This is a genomic window from Bacteroides sp. AF39-11AC, assembly GCF_003474285.1.
GTDB lineage: Bacteria > Bacteroidota > Bacteroidia > Bacteroidales > Bacteroidaceae > Bacteroides.
Window position 1 is genome coordinate 241,597 of the sequence record NZ_QROH01000002.1, and the last position, 19,278, is coordinate 260,874.

Annotated in this window: 17 protein-coding genes; 3 read left to right on the forward strand and 14 right to left on the reverse strand. The window is 39.2% G+C overall.

Features of this window, described 5'->3' with window-relative positions:
• Positions 1-8 precede the first annotated feature (8 nt).
• Together DW036_RS03755 and DW036_RS03760 are read right to left on the reverse strand one after the other, a co-directional pair.
• Positions 9-1,013 carry a class II fructose-bisphosphate aldolase gene (locus DW036_RS03755; RefSeq protein ID WP_118461402.1) on the reverse strand — a complete coding sequence of 335 codons (1,005 nt, stop codon included), beginning with the start codon at positions 1,011-1,013 and terminating at the stop codon, positions 9-11.
• 281 nt (positions 1,014-1,294) lie between these two features.
• Positions 1,295-2,302 (reverse strand): endonuclease, encoded by a 1,008-nt coding sequence (locus tag DW036_RS03760; protein WP_007212862.1) that lies wholly within the window; start codon positions 2,300-2,302, stop codon positions 1,295-1,297.
• Between the two features lie 259 nt (positions 2,303-2,561).
• Here DW036_RS03760 and DW036_RS03765 point away from each other — a divergent pair, with 259 nt between their 5' ends.
• The gene (locus tag DW036_RS03765; protein WP_007212861.1) at positions 2,562-2,816 is read left to right on the forward strand and encodes a type B 50S ribosomal protein L31; all 255 of its coding nucleotides are present in this window, start codon (positions 2,562-2,564) and stop codon (positions 2,814-2,816) included.
• A 180-nt stretch (positions 2,817-2,996) separates the two neighbouring features.
• The gene (locus DW036_RS03770) at positions 2,997-4,517 is read left to right on the forward strand and encodes a M48 family metallopeptidase (protein WP_118461404.1); all 1,521 of its coding nucleotides are present in this window, start codon (positions 2,997-2,999) and stop codon (positions 4,515-4,517) included.
• Positions 4,518-4,635: 118 nt separating this feature from the next.
• Here DW036_RS03770 and gcvT read toward each other — a convergent pair whose 3' ends face one another.
• The 3 genes from gcvT to DW036_RS03785 all read right to left on the reverse strand — a co-directional run bounded on the left by gcvT (position 4,636) and on the right by DW036_RS03785 (position 8,534).
• The gene (gene gcvT / locus DW036_RS03775; RefSeq protein ID WP_118461406.1) at positions 4,636-5,721 is read right to left on the reverse strand and encodes a glycine cleavage system aminomethyltransferase GcvT; all 1,086 of its coding nucleotides are present in this window, start codon (positions 5,719-5,721) and stop codon (positions 4,636-4,638) included.
• 16 nt (positions 5,722-5,737) lie between these two features.
• The gene (gene pepT / locus DW036_RS03780) at positions 5,738-6,961 is read right to left on the reverse strand and encodes a peptidase T (RefSeq protein WP_118461408.1); all 1,224 of its coding nucleotides are present in this window, start codon (positions 6,959-6,961) and stop codon (positions 5,738-5,740) included.
• Between the two features lie 160 nt (positions 6,962-7,121).
• Positions 7,122-8,534 carry an amidophosphoribosyltransferase gene (locus tag DW036_RS03785; protein WP_118461410.1) on the reverse strand — a complete coding sequence of 471 codons (1,413 nt, stop codon included), beginning with the start codon at positions 8,532-8,534 and terminating at the stop codon, positions 7,122-7,124.
• 169 nt (positions 8,535-8,703) lie between these two features.
• On the opposite strand from DW036_RS03785, the gene DW036_RS03790 reads away from it, so the two are divergent.
• Positions 8,704-10,101: an MFS transporter gene (locus tag DW036_RS03790; RefSeq protein WP_118461412.1), complete on the forward strand. Its 1,398-nt coding sequence runs from the start codon at positions 8,704-8,706 to the stop codon at positions 10,099-10,101.
• Positions 10,102-10,210: 109 nt separating this feature from the next.
• Here DW036_RS03790 and DW036_RS03795 read toward each other — a convergent pair whose 3' ends face one another.
• From DW036_RS03795 to DW036_RS03835, 9 genes are all read right to left on the reverse strand, one after another.
• Positions 10,211-10,798 (reverse strand): sugar transferase, encoded by a 588-nt coding sequence (locus DW036_RS03795; RefSeq protein WP_118461414.1) that lies wholly within the window; start codon positions 10,796-10,798, stop codon positions 10,211-10,213.
• Positions 10,798-12,018, reverse strand: coding sequence for a DegT/DnrJ/EryC1/StrS aminotransferase family protein (locus DW036_RS03800; RefSeq protein ID WP_118461416.1), 1,221 nt, complete (start codon positions 12,016-12,018; stop codon positions 10,798-10,800). Before DW036_RS03800 ends, DW036_RS03795 begins: the two co-directional genes overlap by 1 nt.
• A gap of 73 nt (positions 12,019-12,091) precedes the next feature.
• Positions 12,092-12,694: an N-acetyltransferase gene (locus DW036_RS03805; RefSeq protein WP_117693319.1), complete on the reverse strand. Its 603-nt coding sequence runs from the start codon at positions 12,692-12,694 to the stop codon at positions 12,092-12,094.
• 2 nt (positions 12,695-12,696) lie between these two features.
• The gene (locus DW036_RS03810; RefSeq protein ID WP_118461418.1) at positions 12,697-13,875 is read right to left on the reverse strand and encodes a glycosyltransferase family 4 protein; all 1,179 of its coding nucleotides are present in this window, start codon (positions 13,873-13,875) and stop codon (positions 12,697-12,699) included.
• Between the two features lie 3 nt (positions 13,876-13,878).
• Positions 13,879-14,727 (reverse strand): SDR family oxidoreductase, encoded by an 849-nt coding sequence (locus DW036_RS03815; protein WP_060408596.1) that lies wholly within the window; start codon positions 14,725-14,727, stop codon positions 13,879-13,881.
• Between the two features lie 19 nt (positions 14,728-14,746).
• Positions 14,747-15,877 carry a non-hydrolyzing UDP-N-acetylglucosamine 2-epimerase gene (wecB, locus tag DW036_RS03820; RefSeq protein ID WP_118461420.1) on the reverse strand — a complete coding sequence of 377 codons (1,131 nt, stop codon included), beginning with the start codon at positions 15,875-15,877 and terminating at the stop codon, positions 14,747-14,749.
• 17 nt (positions 15,878-15,894) lie between these two features.
• Entirely contained in the window at positions 15,895-16,968 is a 1,074-nt protein-coding gene (locus tag DW036_RS03825) for a polysaccharide biosynthesis protein (protein WP_060408598.1), read from the reverse strand.
• An 804-nt stretch (positions 16,969-17,772) separates the two neighbouring features.
• A complete protein-coding gene (locus DW036_RS03830) occupies positions 17,773-18,444 on the reverse strand; it encodes a haloacid dehalogenase-like hydrolase (RefSeq protein WP_118461422.1) in 672 nt (223 codons plus the stop codon).
• A gap of 6 nt (positions 18,445-18,450) precedes the next feature.
• On the reverse strand, positions 18,451-19,272 hold the full coding sequence (locus tag DW036_RS03835; protein WP_118461424.1) for a glycosyltransferase family 2 protein: 822 nt from the start codon (positions 19,270-19,272) through the stop codon (positions 18,451-18,453).
• Positions 19,273-19,278: the final 6 nt, after the last annotated feature.

The window sequence follows — 19,278 nt, forward strand, 5'->3', positions numbered from 1 at the left end:
ACTGTGGATTATTCAGCCAGCTTGTTGTCTGAGCCAAGCACGTTAAGGATTTTGTGCTTGTACAGTTTCTCCATATTGTCACGAGCCGGACCAAGATATTTACGCGGGTCAAACTCTGCCGGTTTTTCAGCAAATACCTTGCGAACCGCAGCAGTCATAGCCAAACGAGAGTCTGAGTCGATGTTGATCTTGCAAACTGCAGATTTAGCAGCCTTGCGCAATTCATCTTCGGGAATACCGATAGCAGCTTCCAGCTTGCCACCATATTTGTTGATGGTTTCAACTTCTTCCTGAGGAACTGAAGAAGATCCGTGCAGTACGATGGGGAATCCCGGAAGTTTCTCCATTACAGCATCCAATACTTCGAATGCCAAAGGAGGAGGTACCAGACGACCAGTTTTCGGATCTACATGGCACTGTTCGGGTTTGAACTTGTATGCACCGTGAGAAGTACCGATAGAAATAGCCAAAGAGTCACAACCTGTGCGAGTAGCAAAGTCGATAACTTCTTCAGGGTCAGTATAAGTATGGTGTTCAGCAGAAACTTCATCTTCTACACCGGCTAATACGCCAAGTTCGCCTTCTACAGTTACATCAAACTGGTGAGCGTAGTCAACCACCTTCTTCGTCAAAGCAACGTTTTCTTCGTAAGGCAGGTGAGAACCGTCGATCATCACTGAAGAGAAACCTGAGTCGATACAGCTTTTGCAAGTCTCGAAAGTATCTCCATGGTCAAGGTGAAGAACAATTTCAGGATGAGCGCAGCCTAATTCTTTTGCATATTCTACAGCACCCTGAGCCATGTAACGCAACAATGTAGCGTTAGCATACTGACGGGCACCTTTAGATACCTGAAGGATAACCGGAGACTTTGTCTCAACTGCAGCTTTGATGATAGCCTGCATCTGTTCCATATTGTTGAAGTTGAATGCAGGGATTGCATATCCACCCTTGATAGCCTTCGCAAACATTTCTTTTGTATTTACGAGACCCAAATCTTTGTAATTAACCATTTTGTTTAAAGTTTATTGTTAGTGAATAAAAATTCTACGCAAAAGTAGTCATTATCTTCCAAAAGTAAGAACAGGTCGGGAATAAAATATAGCCATCCACCCGTCAAAACAATTCTATTTTAAAGCTATTGGATGATTTTAACAGAATATTGTAATCTCTACGTTACAAACTCTTTTCATCTGTAGCCTTTATCAGCCACTTCTGCATACCTTCTATTATATAACAAAAAGACCGGAAAGCAAGTTTAGCTTCCCGGTCTTCGTTTACACATTATTATATATTACTTTTTCAAATAAATAATAGTAGGCAAATGGTCACTATAGCCATTCAGCCAGACACGTCCGCCGTGTGTGCGCAAGGGAGAACCTTTATACTTGCCATCCTGCTGAAAGAGATATTCACGGATAAAGACTTCATTATGATCGTACTTCAAACCTTTCTTGGCTTTCAGCAAAGGACGGGAGACTACAATCTGGTCGAACAAATTCCACTTGCCACGATAGAGCAATGTTCCCACACCTTTATCTTCAAGGGTTTCCCACCAGGGATTATAGAATTCCCCCTTCTTCACCTGCTTTGCATACTTGCGTGCACCCAGTGTAGCCATGCTTTCGTCCATGGGATCGTCGTTCATATCTCCCATGACTATCAGCTTCAGTTTCTTGTCCGTACGCATCAGGGAATCTGTCAATGCCCGTACTTGCTTGGCCGCATGTACACGTACCGGAGACTTAGCTCCACGGGAAGGCCAGTGATTGACGATGAAACAAACGCGTTCACCTGCCATCTGTCCGTCTACAATAAGGAAACCACGCGTCAGGTGCACAGTGTCCCCCTCAAAAGGGGTGGAAAGCACCAGTTTGGAATTGGTTACAGTGAACTGTTCCGGATCATAAAGCAAAGCGCAATCAATGCCCCGTTTATCCGGACCTTCGTAATGCACGAATTTATAGTTGGATATAGCCGGCTGGCTTACCAAATCTGTCAGTACCCGGTTGTTTTCAGCTTCGGCTACACCGATAACGGCGGGTCCTTCAGGTACGCGGTCGCGCGATACTTCACTCAGGACTTTGGCAAGGTTCTTCAACTTGGCCTCATACTTCTCAGCCGTCCATGCATAACTGCCGGAAGGCAAAAATTCAAGGTCGTTCTTACCTGCATCATGAATCGTATCAAACAGGTTCTCAAGATTATAAAACGCAACACTATACAGATCCCGCTCGTTCTGCTGGGCACCTGCCGTAGTGACGCAGAGCCATAGGGAAATTAAGAAAAGTAGCTTCTTCATGCTGAATATAAATTAAAATACCATGCAAAAATCTGAAATAAAAAGCGATAAACCTATTTTTTGAGGGAACTTTTTTCTAATTCGGAGAAATGTACTGCCTTTAAACTAAGATAGACTGCACCTTAAGCAAAAATAAATCTGAATTTATTTTGTATTATCTGCGACTTGCACTATCTTTGCGCTCTGAAAAATAAGACCATTACACTATTTATTACCAAAATAGTAACCGAATATAATAATTAAAAAAACAAATATTGAAATGAAAAAAGGTATTCATCCTGAAAATTACCGTCCGGTAGTATTCAAAGATATGTCTAATGGTGACATGTTCTTGTCTCGTTCAACCGTAAATACGAAAGAAACCATCGAGTTTGAAGGTGAAACTTATCCATTGGTAAAGATGGAAATCTCTAACACTTCTCACCCGTTCTATACTGGTAAATCTACATTGGTGGATACAGCTGGTCGCGTTGATAAGTTCATGAGCCGCTACGGTGACCGTAAGAAGAAATAAAATTGACTTCTTTTGAAGTTAAAAAAAGGGAAGACTTTCACGAAGTCTTCCCTTTTTTATTATAGGAAATTCCCTATCACTTTGTAGGGAAAAGAGCGGGAAAGAGAGAAAACTCTTTCCTATTTTTGTATCAGCAATTTTGATTGCAAGTCAATTGTACAAACCATAAACGTAATCCATATGAAACGTCTTATCACTTTCGTTATCCTCGCCGTCCTCCTCTCCACGGCAGGATTTGCTGCCAGACAGAAAGACTTGAGCGGCCCGATTGCCATAAAAGGCGAACTACAACAACAGTATGAGAATTTTCCTGCCGGCACTCCCGTAGTGATCCGCAAGGTAGTGAAAATGAAATCGGCAGAACAACCAGGCCCCGATGTTTTCTATGCAACCGAAATCAACGGTATGCAATTCGCAGTACCTTCTTCTGCCCTGAAGACCATTAAACTCTCACCCCCCGAAACCAATCAGGAGTTTTGGCAGCAAACTTATCTGAAACAACATCTGTATGAGTATTTCAGCGAACGCGGATATAACTCTAAGTTGCGCAAGGAAGTGGACGAAGAATGTCGGGATTACCTGTATAAGTTGGAAGAGATCGGCTATGAGGATGATTTCATCACTTCATACGTACAGAATATCTTTGCGAAACTGACTGCCACCGGCATAGATCCTAACCGCAGCGAACGGTTGAATGTACGTGTCATCCAGTCGCCCGAACCGGATGCTTACATGCTGCCCAACGGCACAATGCTGATTAGTACCGGTCTGCTCTGCACACTTGATTCGGAGGATGAACTTGCCGCCATTATTGCCAATGAGATGTCTCATTTCGTACTGGACCATCAGATTAATAACATCTATCGTGCTGAACGCCGTGCCAAGCGGGCAGCTTTTTGGGGAACGGTTCTTGCCGTCACTGCCGAAGTAGCCCTGGAAGTGGCATACTGGGATGACGACGATACAGCTTTAGGTGTAGGCGCTGTTGCCAGCATCGGAAGCGTTGCCGCCCTGCTGAATGTAAATGTAGTGAATCGCCTGGGAATGAATTACAAGAATAACCAGGAATACGCAGCCGACCGGGTTGCACGTGAGTTATTGGAATTCAAGGGGATGAATCCCGATGGATTGGCGTCTGCACTTTCCAAAGTCATCGGGTACTATAATATACAGCAACGCGGTCATAAGCTGCTTCGCTACGGCAGCATCGACAACCTGAAAAAGCGAATAGACAAAGCCGGCCAGGCGGAAAACCAAATCAGCCATCCTTATCTCAAAGCGACATCAGATGTAGTGACTTTCAACGCAGCCATGAATATGGCAGACCAACGGTATGAAGAAGCCGGAAGATTAATACAGAAGAATATCAATAACAATCTGGCCACCGACCATGATTACGTTATCTTAGCAAAATCACGGATGGCACTTTACAACACAGAAGAGGTAAACGAAGAATGTGCCGCCCTGCTTTGGAAAGCCAAAGAATTAGCAGGAGACAGTCCGAATCTTGACATATATAAACAGGAGATTCTATTGCTAATGCGCATGAATAAACAGGCTAAAGCCGCCGGCACATTGAAGGAATATCTGGGATTACTTTCCCGGTATCAGGAACAAGGGATGCAAGGAGAAGAGGAAGAATGGACAAGCAAAGAAATAGCCTGGGCCAATCAATTATTAGATAAGATCAACAGATTATAAAGGAAAGAATATTATAAAGTCTTTTTCACCACAGATTACACGGATTTACACAGATATTTATATTGATAATTATCATTTGCTTTTAATCTGTATAATCTGTGGTGATTTCCAACTCATCTTATTTACGGAATGGCGGACGAACCACTACTGCTTTCAGCTTACGTCCACGCATATCAATACAAATTTCCGTACCTACCTTACTATACTCCGGTTTTACATAGCCCATACCGATACCAATCTTGCGAGTGGGCGACATAGTACCTGAAGTCACTACACCAATGGCCTCACCATCTGTATTGAACAGTTCATATCCATGACGGGGAATTCCACGATCCACCATTTCAAAACCGACCAGCTTACGGACAGTACCTTCCGCTTTCTGCTTTTCAAGCATCGGGCGATTGATAAAGTTCTTACCTTCAGCAAACTTGGTAATCCATCCCAAACCGGCTTCAATAGGTGATGTCGTATCATCCAGATCATTGCCATACAGGCAGAAGCCCATTTCCAGACGAAGCGTATCGCGTGCACCCAAGCCAATCGGTTTGATACCAAATTCTTCTCCTGCCTCAAACACGGCATTCCAAATCTTCATGGCAGCTTCGGGATAGAAGTAAAGCTCAAAACCTCCTGCACCGGTATAACCGGTATTGGAAATAATCACATCTTTCTCACCGGCAAACTCACCATGCGTAAAGGTGTAATACGACAGTTCCGACAAGTTTATGCTCGTCAGTTTCTGCAAAGCAAGAATGGCTTTCGGTCCCTGCACGGCAAGTTGAGCCATGTGGTCGGAAGCATTTTCCAATTCAGCACCTTCGGTATTGTGCGAAACGCACCAGTTCCAGTCTTTTTCTATATTCGAAGCATTCACTACCAACAGGTATTTCTCCGGTTCATAATGATAAACCAGCAAGTCATCTACAATACCGCCTTCTTCGTTGGGAAAACAGGTATATTGCACCTTGCCCGGAGTCAGGGCAGCTACATTATTGGAAGTCACTTTCTGAAGAAAAGCCAATGCATTGGGGCCTTTCACCCAGAATTCTCCCATGTGGGAAACGTCGAATACACCCACAGCATTACAAACTGTGAGGTGTTCATCAATGATACCGGAATATTCTATCGGCATATTATATCCCGCAAACTCATGCATCTTAGCACCCAGCGAGATATGTTTTTCTGTAAACGGAGTGGTTTTCATGTCTTAAGGTATTAAATTATTTTATAGCAACAAGTTCGGCAATCTTCACAATGACCTTCATCGCTTTCTCCATATTCTGGATAGGAACGAATTCATATCGTCCATGGAAGTTCAGACCACCTGCAAAGATATTGGGGCAAGGCAAACCTTTGAAAGAAAGCTGTGCGCCATCCGTACCACCACGGATAGGTTTCACATTCGGTTTCACACCTACAGCCTCCATTGCAGCAAAAGCCGTATCAATGATATGCATTACCGGTTCAATCTTCTCACGCATATTATAGTATTGGTCACGGAGTTCAAGTGTTGCCGTACCTTCACCATATTCGGCATTGATTTCACTGACAAAGCGTTCTATTTTCTTCTTGCGGCTCTCGAAACGTGCACGGTCATGATCACGGATAATATAGGCCACTGTAGTCTGCTCTACATCACCGTTAAAACTGATGAGATGGTAGAAGCCTTCGTAACCTTCGGTATGTTCGGGTGTTTCATGAGCAGGCAGCATCGCACAGAAACGGTTGGCCACACGAATTGAATTAACCATCTTATTCTTGGCATAACCCGGATGCACATTGCGACCTTTGAAGGTGATTTTAGCAGATGCCGCATTGAAGTTTTCAAACTCCAACTCTCCTACTTCACCGCCATCCATTGTGTAAGCCCAGTCGCAACCGAACTTCTCTACATCGAATTTATGTGCGCCCAATCCTATTTCCTCATCCGGATTGAAACCAATACGAATCTTGCCATGCTTGATTTCAGGATGCTCTTTTAGGTACACTATCGCAGAAACGATTTCGGCAATACCTGCTTTATCATCTGCTCCCAACAATGTCTTGCCATTGGTAACGATCAGGTCTTCCCCTTTATGATCCAGCAGTTCGGGGAACTGAGACGGAGAAAGAACTACATTCTCTTCTGCACAGAGCACGATGTCAGAACCGTCATAGTTTTGAACAATACGAGGAGACACATCTTTGCCACTCATATCGGGACTGGTGTCCATGTGGGCGATAAAACCAATAGTAGGTACCGGCTTATCGATATTTGCCGGAAGTGTGGCAAACAAATAGCCATGCTCATCCAGCGTTATGTCTTCCAAACCTATAGACTCTAATTCTTCTTTCAGATATTTGGCAAATACCATTTGCCCCGGAGTACTTGGAGTCACCTCTGTCTCTTCACTGGACTGGGTGTCGAAGCTTACATACTTCAAAAAACGTTCTACTAAAGCCATAATATTTACGATTTAATAATTTTCAATTTACGATTAAGAATATGAACTACCAATTGTCTATCAACAGTAGTCAATAGTTCTGCCGTAAAGGTAGAAAAAGGGGCGTGAACTGCCAAGCAATTCACGCCCCTTTTTACAAAATGTTAGTATTTAGAGTTACTTAAAAGCAACTACTTCCATCAAAACAATGTGTACAAACCTTACATTTCGGCAATCCGATGGACTCGATGAGAGTTTCCAAGGTATTAAACTTCAAAGTTGTAAGTCCAAAGCGCTCAGCAATAATGCTGACCATCTTCTCATATTCCGGAGAACCGGTAGTGGCATATTTCTCCAGATTCTTGTCTGCATCTCCCTCCAGTTCTTCTATAACGCGACGTGTAATCAGTTCCAACGGGCTCTTGGATGCCGTGAAACCTACAAACGGACAAGCATAAATCAACGGCGGACAAGCAATGCGGATATGTACTTCTTTGGCACCATATTCATACAGTACCTTCACATTATCCCGAAGTTGCGTTCCCCTTACTATGGAGTCGTCACAGAACAATAAGCGCTTACCTTCCAGCATGGCACGGTTCGGTATGAGTTTCATCTTCGCCACCAATGAGCGCATCTCCTGCTTACTGGGAGTGAAACTGCGCGGCCATGTCGGTGTATATTTAGAAATGGCACGGTGATAAGGAACTCCTTTTCCTTCGGCATACCCCAGAGCCATACCTACACCGGAATCAGGTATACCGCAAGCACAATCGACTTCAGAATCATCGTTCTGCCCCATCTTCAAGCCACTGGTAAAACGCACTTCCTCTACATTGCGACCTTCATAGCAGGAAGTGGGAAAACCGTAATATACCCACAGGAAAGAACAAATCTGCATCTTTTCCTCCGGCTTCCGCAATTGTTCCACTCCATCGGCAGTCATACGAACGATCTCTCCCGGACCGAGATAGCGGTCTATTTCATAATCCAGATTCGGGAAACTGCTTGACTCACTGGTTGCAGCGTATGCCCCTTCTTTCCAGCCAATTACAATCGGAGTGCGTCCCCACTTGTCACGAGCCGCAATGATACTGCCATCTTCTGATAACAGCAGCATAGAGCAAGAGCCTTTGACACGGCGGTAAACATTTTCTATACCTTCTACAAAAGTTTTTCCTTGTATGATGAGTAGTGAGATAAGCTCGGTTTGATTGGTATTGCCTGAACTCAGTTCGGCGAAGTGCATATTTTTGGAAAGTAGCTCTGCTTCTATTTCTTCCAGATTCACAATTTTGGCTACTGTTACAATGGCAAAGCGTCCGAGATGGGAGTTAATGATGATGGGCTGCGGGTCTGTGTCGCTGATGATTCCTATTCCGACATTTCCTTTAAACTTATCCAGTTCGTCTTCAAACTTGGTTCGGAAATAAGTGCTCTCCAGGTTATGAATGGATCGGGCAAACATGCCCTCTTCTGCATCATACGTGGCAAGCCCGCCCCGCTTTGTTCCTAAATGTGAATTATAATCTGTACCGTAAAATAAATCCGTCACACAGCTCGCTTTGGAGACTGTCCCGAAAAATCCTCCCATAAATCCTATTATTTATTATTGATTTTAGTATTGACGGGCACAAAGGTACAAAGAAGTTTCTTCTCCACATTACTTTCCTACGAGACAATTTCTAAAAAAACTTATTTTTATGCAGGTTTCCGAACAGCAGTTTGAACGTTTTGTTTAATTCGCAGATAAAAGAAATTATATGGTTCAGGATGGAAAATCACAGGAAATAGACGAAACGGACGGGCTGCCATTTCCGCAACGAATATGGGCGGTAGTGGCCATTGGATTCGCTCTCTGCATGTCAGTGCTTGATATCAACATCAGTACTGTAATCCTCCCTACCCTCGCACATGATTTTGGAACTTCGGACTCTGTGATTACCTGGATTGTCAATGGTTATCAATTGGCTATTGTAGTGTCATTACTTTCTTTTTCTGCATTAGGCGAAATCTTCGGATATCGTAAGGTATTTCTCTCCGGAATTGCTTTATTTTGTGTGACATCACTTATATGTGCCTTATCCGATTCCTTCTGGACTCTGACAACTGCCCGTATTTTCCAGGGATTCAGTGCATCAGCCATCACCAGTGTAAATACAGCCCAACTTCGTCTTATCTATCCGAAAAAACAGATAGGACGTGGAATGGGGATTAATGCAATGGTAATTGCCATATCGGCGGCAGCAGGTCCTTCTGTTGCCAGTGGTATTTTGTCAATAGCTTCCTGGCACTGGTTATTTGCGATAAATTTGCCCTTGGGGATCATTGCCCTGATATTGGGAATCAAGTATCTGCCTGAGCAGAAAGAACTGTCCAAACGTAAGTTTGACGTTATCAGTGCGGTGGCCAATGCTATTACCTTCGGATTATTGATTTATACATTGGATGGTTTTGCACATCATGAACGCTATGATTATCTGATACTTCAATTAGTGATATTAATTGTTGTAGGTACTTACTATGTACGTCGCCAATTAGGTCAGGAATCTCCCCTACTTCCTTTGGATTTGCTAAAGATTCCCATCTTCAGGCTTTCGATACTGACATCCATCTGTTCATTCACCGCGCAAATGCTGGCTATGATTTCATTGCCTTTCTTTCTACAGAATACGTTGGGGCATAGCGAGGTGATGACCGGGTTATTATTAACTCCCTGGCCTCTTGCAACTTTATTTGCCGCACCGGTTGCCGGTTATCTGGTGGAGCGTATTCATCCGGGAATATTGGGAAGTATCGGTATGGGGATATTTTGTATCGGGCTTTACTCGCTCTCCATGCTGGATGCAGAGTCATCCATTCTTAGTATCTGCCTTCGGTTAGTCCTTTGCGGCATTGGTTTCGGACTTTTCCAGACACCGAATAATAGTACTATAATCGCATCTGCCCCGACCAAACGTTCAGGAGGAGCCAGCGGAATGATGGGAATGGCACGACTTATGGGACAGACTCTCGGAACTACGCTTGTAGCACTCCTATTCAGTTGGGTGGTAGGAAGCAAAAGTACGGAAGTATGCTTGATAACAGGGAGTGTATTTGCGCTAATTGCGGCGGTGGTGAGTAGTTTGAGGTTGTCACAAGCGTCAGTGTTGAAAGAATAAAAAAAGGCCGAAACTGAGCTTCGACCTTTTCTATATCTTATTTTAAACTACTTTTTCCAAACATAATATGGAATAAACAACCATCTCATAACCTTTATTACTGATTTGATCAATGTACAATACTCCATATAGTCAGAAATATAATCTTGAAATATTCCTTCACCGAACGATGCTCTATATATTTCATATTGTAGCATATTTTATCCGGTAGTATTTGTTCTACATATACCTTGTCCGCATCCTCAGCCTGTCCTAAAATCGTATTTTCATCTACATATTCTATAGATGCATAATCCGTAATTCCCGGGCGAACAGACAACACTCTCCGCTGTTCTTCAGTGTAGTGTTCCACATATTTACGAACCTCCGGACGCGGGCCTACCAGGCTCATATCACCTTTCAGTACATTGAATAACTGAGGTAGTTCATCTAATTTATATTTGCGGATAAAATACCCGATACGGGTAATCCGGGGATCTCGTCCGCCTACAGTTATCAGACCTTGCTTATCAGCTCCTATACGCATTGAGCGGAACTTATAGACATAAAAATCCGCCCCTCCACGTCCCACACGTAACTGTTTATAGAAACCACCACCTTTACTTTCCAGACGGATAGCAATATACAGGAAAAGGAAAACAGGAGATAAGAATAGAATGCCCAGAAAGGAAAATAAAATATCAAAAAAACGAATCATCACCTATCAACAGTCACTTTAAGGTATGCATCTTTTACAGCTTTGATTATAAAGTCCAGCTTTTCTTCATCCAACTGTGGATAAATGGGCAAGGAGATTTCACCTTTAAAATTCTCATAAGCTTGTGGATAGTTCTTTATATCATATCCCAATGAGCTGAAGAAGGAAAGCATCGGCATCGGGATAAAATGAACGTTCACGGCAACCTCGCTTTTCGCGATTTCATCAATCATACGATCACGCTGTTCCTCTGTGAAATCTTTGATACGCAATGCATAGATATGATATGAGCTTTCTTTTTCTCCATCTTCAGAAGGAGGCAAAATAGCCCAATCACAATCAGCAAATGCTTTAGAATAGGTATTGAATACTCTTTTACGTTCTTTCAGTAGTTCAGGATATTCCCGTATCTGAGCCAAACCGATAGCAGCATTTACGTCAGCCATATTTATTTTCATTCCCAGACCGACTATGTCATAACGCCAACCGCCGGCTTTGGATTTGGAAAAAGCATCTTTAGTTTGACAATTCAAACTCATCATACGCAATTCTTTGTAGAGTTCCGCATTATCAAACGGTTCGGGCAAATTCAGGCAGATGGCTCCTCCTTCGGCCGTCGTCACATTCTTTACGGCGTGAAGAGAGAAGATAGCAATATCCGTTTCGCACCCTGTACGCTGATTCTTGCTGTAATAAGCTCCCAAAGAATGGGCCGCATCATTCATAACAAGGATACGTCCCAATTTTTCCTGTACCAATGACGTCGCCTGAAACAGATTGCGTATTTCCGGTTCATTAACGAGTCTCATGATACGGTCGTAATCACAAGGGAAGCCCGCAATATCTACCGGAATAATAGCCTTGGTCCTTGGCGTAATTGCTTTTCGAATAGCATCCACAGAGATATTGAAATCCTCTCCGGAATCTACCATAACAGGCTTTGCACCTGCATGAAGGACTGCTAATGCCGTAGCACTATATGTATACGCCGGCACAATTACTTCATCTTCAGCTGTTACTCCCAACCAGCGAAGCATCATAATGGCTCCCGAAGTCCATGAGTTTACACAAAGCACTTCTTTTGCATTAGAGAATACTTTTATTTCTTCTTCCAATGCTTTTACTTTAGGACCGGAAGTTATCCAGCCGGAACGTAACGAATCAACGACTTCGTTGATAACCGCCTCGTCAATATAAGGGGGCGAAAATGGAATTTTCATGAATAATCTATAATTAAAATGTTAGTATTCCGTTTTGAATAATTAATCATTATCTAAATGCAACGACCAATAACTAATCATATTTTTTTATAAAGCGATACATTCTACGTTTTGGATAAGCAATAAATTCATAAAGCACATTAAAATTCATTGATTTGTAAAAAGCTATAGTTGACTCATTACCATAATAATCGGTAGTCAATGATAGCTGATTAATATTATCAGCCTTTAACATCTCTTCAATTGTTAATAAAAGCCTTTTGCCTAGGCCTCTTCCTTGCCCTTCTCTCTTTACTGCAATGGAATATAATTCCGCATATTCTCCTTTATCAAGCACACGACTATTGGTCTTCGTTAGATTTCTAACCAATCTGATTAGTGCCTTAGGATTGGATAAAGACAACTCTAAAGAAAGTCTAATAAAACGACCAATATTATTTTTTATCAAAGATGCATTAAAGCCTTTACACCGTTTAGTAGCTGCTGCGAAACCTATTATCTTCCCATCTTCTTCTACACAAACAACAAGTCCTTCATTACTTTCAATAAAGCACGAATAATAAAAAGACAAAAAGTTAGAACCAAGATTAGTTAAAAAAAAATCAGTAAAAGCATCACAATGAATAGTAACGATTGTGTTTACATCATTAATTAAGGCCTTTCGTACATTCAACATACTCACGATTTTATAGAACTCAAAATAATATGTACTATTTTATCAAGATTAACCTGCTTAGACAAATAATTCTGAGCATATATTTTACCATTTAGCCCCATTCGAGTTCGCTCACATTCAGGAACTTCAATCATTTTTTTTAGCAAAGCCTGAAAACCCATAAAATCATTAGATTCACAAACATAACCACATCCAGCACTCTCAATAATACTTGCAGCATCACTATCTTTATCTAAGCTAGCAATTACAGGCTTAGATGAGAACATATAAGCAGGAAGTTTAGAGGGACTGGCAGTTCTACCTACACCTGATTTGAGAGTCAATAATAGCACATCTGCCTGAGCTTGTATTTCAGGGACTTTCTCCGGTGCTACTGAAGAAAAACATATATTATTATACCCTTTAGACAATCTCAAACATTCCTCTTTTTCCGATCCATCACCTACTATAAATAGTTTGGCGCGATTAAGATTCAACGATTTAAATACTTCTATTATAAAAGGAACATTTGCTGCAGGACTAATACTTCCTACAAACATAAATATGAAATCTTCGTACTGTTTCTTATATTTTGCATTAAATATGCTATCCTCTTGCCATACTCTCACTGTTTGTACTCTATTAGCAGGCAGTTGCCTTGTCTTCTCCAAAAAAATCTTAGTTAATTCAGAAACAGATATAATTGAAGTTGCCTTTCTAAGATAATATGAATCTATCTTTTTTAAAGGATACTCCAGAATTTTTCCCATTATTCCTAATCTTGAGGTCATTGATTCAGGATAGATATCTGTTATATTAACTATTATTGGGATATTATTTTTCCGCGAAGTCCTAATTGGGATATAAGTTGCACCAAAAGGCCATGTAACCATATATATAATTAAAATATCCTCTCTATGCAATGTGATATATCGACTAACAGCTTTACCAAAACTAAAGCTCTCCTTAAAACGTCCTACAAAATTAGACTTGGGGTATACATAACTATCCAATACTATTCTCTCAATTTTTTCTTCATCAACAATCTTGCCAAACTCATATCCCAAGGGACGTGAAGGGTGTGGACAAATTACCGTAACTCTATTTGATTCCGCCAATTTTCGTGCAATATCAAACGATACTTTTGCAGAAATAACAGGCTCAGGAGGATATACAGAAGAAACCACCAATATTTTCTTCATAGCTTAATAAGCTGAATACAAATTAGAATAACTTTTCATCATTTCAAATTGCTCAACTAACATTTGTCGGTAACTTGGAACTTCATAATCTAGGCGAAGAGACTTTTCAATTGATTTATCAACTTCATTTCCATCATACGGTTTTATCACAGTATCCTTCCCCCATATCTCCTTAAACAAATTCAGCAAATCAAATTTTGATATTCCCACCCCATTGCTCAGATGAATCAAACCGACTATTCCATTATCCAGAGAAAAGTCAATGGCTTTTGCTAATTCCAAAGTGGTCACGCCACCCCATATTGCCGTCCTAAAACCATTTATTTCTCCACATTGATGCATAAACCAATGGAATAACCCTTCACCATTTTCTTTCAATTCCGGGCCAATAATAGAAGTACGAATCGTCAAATCTTTATCATTAATGATTTCGCCCAAAGCTTTACTCCGGCCATACACATCATCAGCATCACGAAAATCATCTTCTGTATAGTTTCCTTTCTTTCCCGAAAAAACACAATCTGTACTTATATGGATTAACTTGGCTCCAACTTCATCTGACAATCTTTTTAATAAATGCGGAAAATAAGCATTTATCAAAATAGCATTATCAGGATGTTCTCTAGACCCTTTGATAAGAATACCGACACAATTGATTATGATTTCCGGATGCACTCTATGAACCACATCAGCGACCGCATCACGATTTGTCACATCAACAATTATACTATCTTCAGTCAAAGGAGTACGATAAACCACATTGGAGATATCATATTTGCCTGTACTCTGAAGATAATAATAGACTACATGTCCGGCCATACCCGTGGCGCCGAACAATAAAACTTTTTTCATCTAATATTCAAATGTAAGTTTAGAATGTTTTATGCCATACCGTACGGTTAACATAATCAGTATAAGAAAGAATGATACGAACTACTTTTTTAGAAACATTGTTTGCCGCATAGTCCGGGATAGAATGAATAGCATCTGCACTCTCTGCATATTGAGACGTAACTACATCTATTGAATCCAAAATGCGATCATTATTTAATCCAGTCATTATCAATGTCCCTTCATCCATACCTTCAGGACGTTCATGAGCTTGACGGATTGTTATCGCTGGAAAATGAAGGATAGAAGATTCTTCTGTAATCGTACCACTATCCGAAATCACACAAAAAGCATTTTGCTGAAGTTTAATATATTCCATAAATCCAAAAGGTTTCATGAACTCAACCATTGGATTTGAATTTACAAAGCCAATGGATTCCAGTTTCTTTCGGGTACGAGGATGAGTAGATACGATCACTTTCTTATGATACTTCTCAACAATAGCATTTAAAGAAACAAGCAAATCAGAGAAATTATCTTCCGAATCTACATTCTCCTCACGATGAGTGCTGACAATAAAATACTCTCCCTTTTTCAAACCTTCATTCTCCAGAACAGTATTTTTTTCAATTTCATCTCTATGATATAAAAGAACTTCTGTCATTGGAGAACCAGTCTTTATTACAGTTTCCGGACGCAACCCTTCAGCCAGAAGATATTTGCGAGCATGTTCAGATAAAGGCATATTGATGTCACTCAGATGATCCACTATTTTTCGGTTGATTTCTTCTGGAACTCTTTGGTCAAAGCAACGATTTCCAGCCTCCATGTGGAAGATCGGAATCTTTTTACGCTTTGCCGAAATTACAGAAATACAGCTATTAGTATCACCATACAACAGTACAGCATCCGGTCTCACTTCCTCCATCAACTCATCAGACTTACGAATTACGTTGGCTATCGTTTCCGCTGCATTTCTACCCGCAGCATTTAGAAAATAATCCGGTTTACGGATATGAAGCTCTTGAAAAAATATCTCATTCAACTCATAGTCATAATTTTGACCAGTGTGGACAATTACATGTTCCGTATATTTGTCCAGTTCGGCCATTACCCGACTCAGCTTTATAATTTCAGGGCGGGTACCAACAATTGTCATAACTTTCAACATAGCTATAGTTATATTTATTATTCACTTCTGATTTCACGAGCCTTAGCCTTTGGCTCAAGTCCCATATCTTCACGAACAAAACGGAGTTTCAGTAAGAGCTCCTTCATACTTTCTACATCTAAGCGATAAGTATTATGACTATGATAATCCTCTACCTTAGAAATCTCTTCATTACCCTTTGTGAAGTACTTATCATAATTCAAATCACGAGTATCACAAGGTATACGGTAATAATCCCCCATATCAATAGCTCTAACCATTTCCTCACGGGTTACCAAAGTTTCATACAATTTCTCACCATGACGGGTACCTATAACTTTCACTTCTGTATCAAGATATTTTCCATCAACCCTAGCATATGTTTCTTTTAATGCTTGCGCCAAAGTTTCCAATGTGGCAGAAGGAGCTTTCTGCACAAACAAATCACCATTATGAGCATGGGTAAAAGCATATATTACCAAATCAACCGCATCGTCCAATGTCATCATAAAGCGTGTCATATTGGGATCAGTAATAGTAATAGACTTACCTTCCATCATCTGTTCTACCCACAAAGGTATCACAGAGCCACGGCTAGCCATCACATTACCATAGCGAGTACAACAAATTGTTGTTTGAGCACCTTCACCCAACTCACGACCTTTGGCTATTGCTACTTTCTCCATTAAAGCTTTACTCATTCCCATTGCATTAATAGGATAGGCAGCCTTATCTGTGGAAAGAACTACCACATTCTGTACACCATGTTCTATGGCTGAATTTAAAACATTTTCAGTACCCATAATATTGGTCCTGACAGCTTCGATAGGAAAAAACTCACAAGAAGGAACTTGTTTTAAAGCAGCAGCACTAAATACATAATCTACGCCATTCATCGCCACATCTACAGACGACTTATCCCGCACATTACCTATGTAATATTTCACCTTAGGATTTTGTAATGCATGGCGCATATCATCCTGTTTTTTTTCATCTCTTGAAAATATACGTATTTCTTTGATATCAGAATCCAGAAAACGACGTAATACTGCATTACCAAAGGAACCTGTTCCACCAGTAATCAACAAAGTTTTATCTGTAAAATTGGACATTTTTATTTAGAATAATCTATATGTTTTATTATTTTTTTCTTCATGAAAAAATACACTATAATTCGATAGGAAAAAAAATAAAAAGATAGAAATAATATGACTAATGGAATTTCTGTAAAAATTTCCAAAATCAGCATTAAAAATAAGAGTGTTAAGTAATACTTAACACGAAATAATGGAATATCATTTCTATCCGCAATTAAATATGATATATAAGGAATATGGAACCTAGATTCAGACGAACGCTCTAACAAATTCAGCACAGGAAATAGAAGCAACAAATAACACATAAAAGATAAAGAAATAGGGAAATATAATATAATTGCCCAATAACGTATAATAACCAATAAAAAATGAAGAAACAAAGTAAATCTATTGCGTACATTATTGTACACTTGATATAAAAGTAATAATAGAATAGACGAACATATAAAATAAGAAACAAAATCCGATAATAAGTATAATAATAAAGACAACAATATGCCCCAAAATATTCGACTACTATAAATCAAAATAAAATGAGATTTATAATATTGCAATTGTATCATTGTAAGTCTCAATGTAGGATTATTTTCCTTCTTTATTGTCTCAGTATCATTCTGAATATATCCAATTTCATAATAATTATACACCAACATGACAGATAAAAAATAGCACAAAAGAAAAGAAAACATCCCTTTCTCATAAAAAGACAAAAAAACTAAAAGAGTTGGAATAATATAAATAGCCACCCATGAGATAAATTGACTAACTTTTGAAAAACGTATAAATAACGTATAACAAAAAGGTAAATAAAATGCCCAATTACGCATTAGAATAAAGGTATTTATAATTAATAATATCACTTTTTTTCAGTAACACATCCCATTTATGACGTTTTTTTTTAGAAACTATTACGAATCTTCTTACTGAAAATTTTAGCAATTCGATGTCTGAAATATCATCAGTAAAAACAGCCTCAAAGGGGGGAGAAATATTTTTTGCTTGTAATGCACTTTTCTTCATACCATACAAGTCAACAAGTATTTTTCCCTTACACTTTGCTTTTAATGTATACAGTAAACGAGATGAAATATGCAATTCAATATGCATTTTATTAGCAATGGCATCTGCTATAAAATCTAAAGTCGCAGAACAAATAACAATTTCAGATTTACAATTTTGCAAATAATGGTTCAATAGATTCCACACTTCTATATTCTTATGATATACTAAATATTGGTCATAAAATAAGCTAGCTGCATTATATAACTCTTCATAAGAATATCCATTCAGCATTTTTATTAAAATAATTTTCTTTATATCTTTTCTCATTAGCTTAAAACAAGCAGCATTTAGCAGATAAATAAAGCTACTATTGAAAATTATTTCCAAAATTCTATATCTTTTAGAATTCACAAAAAAGAAACGACAAAAATCATATGTTGTATTAGAATTAAATAAAGTACCACATATATCAACTATTATTTTACCCATACTTTATCATTTAAACAGCTTAAGCATTTTTAAGATAAATATTTTTACCAAAGAAATATTAAATGGCAGATCTTTGTACATCAGAAACAGTTTGCGTTGTTCAATTACTAATTCATTCATATGCAAAAAACGAGAAAGATAATATTTTTTATTATTTTTTTGATGAGCTCCCGTTACATTACAAGTATGTTGTCTATATAAAATTGTTGGGAAAGATATATAATCTACAATGCCTTTCTTTGAAATTATTAAAATCGTCCATAAATCATGAAATTTCCATTCTGGAAATGGTAATACATATTGCTTCACTTTCGAATTAAACAGCATAGTACAACCATATGCAGGACATCCCCATGCAAGCATTCGATAAAAATCTTTAGAATAAGCAGCTGATATATTAGAATATTTCCACAATGAATCTGATATTAAATTAAGTTTTTCATCAACAACCTTCAAGTCCGTAAAAATAGCTATAGCTTTACCTTTTCCACAAGACTCCAATTCCTCCATTTTTTTCATAGATAGTTCTATCTTATTATTCAACCAAACATCATCTTGATCACAAAACATATAATAATCAGAATCAACACCTTCCAATAGTTTCATAAAAGATTTCCCAGAACCTACATTTTCATCAAAGGAGGGAATCCTAAATATTCTCTCAGGATATTTTATACAATATGCATCAATTATAATATTTGTATCATCCTTCGAACCATCATCTCTAATAAATAACTCCCATGAAGAATAACTTTGATTAAGTATTGAGTTTATCAATTCATTAAGATATAATTCTCCATTATATGTTGAAAGCAATATTGAAACCATAAAATA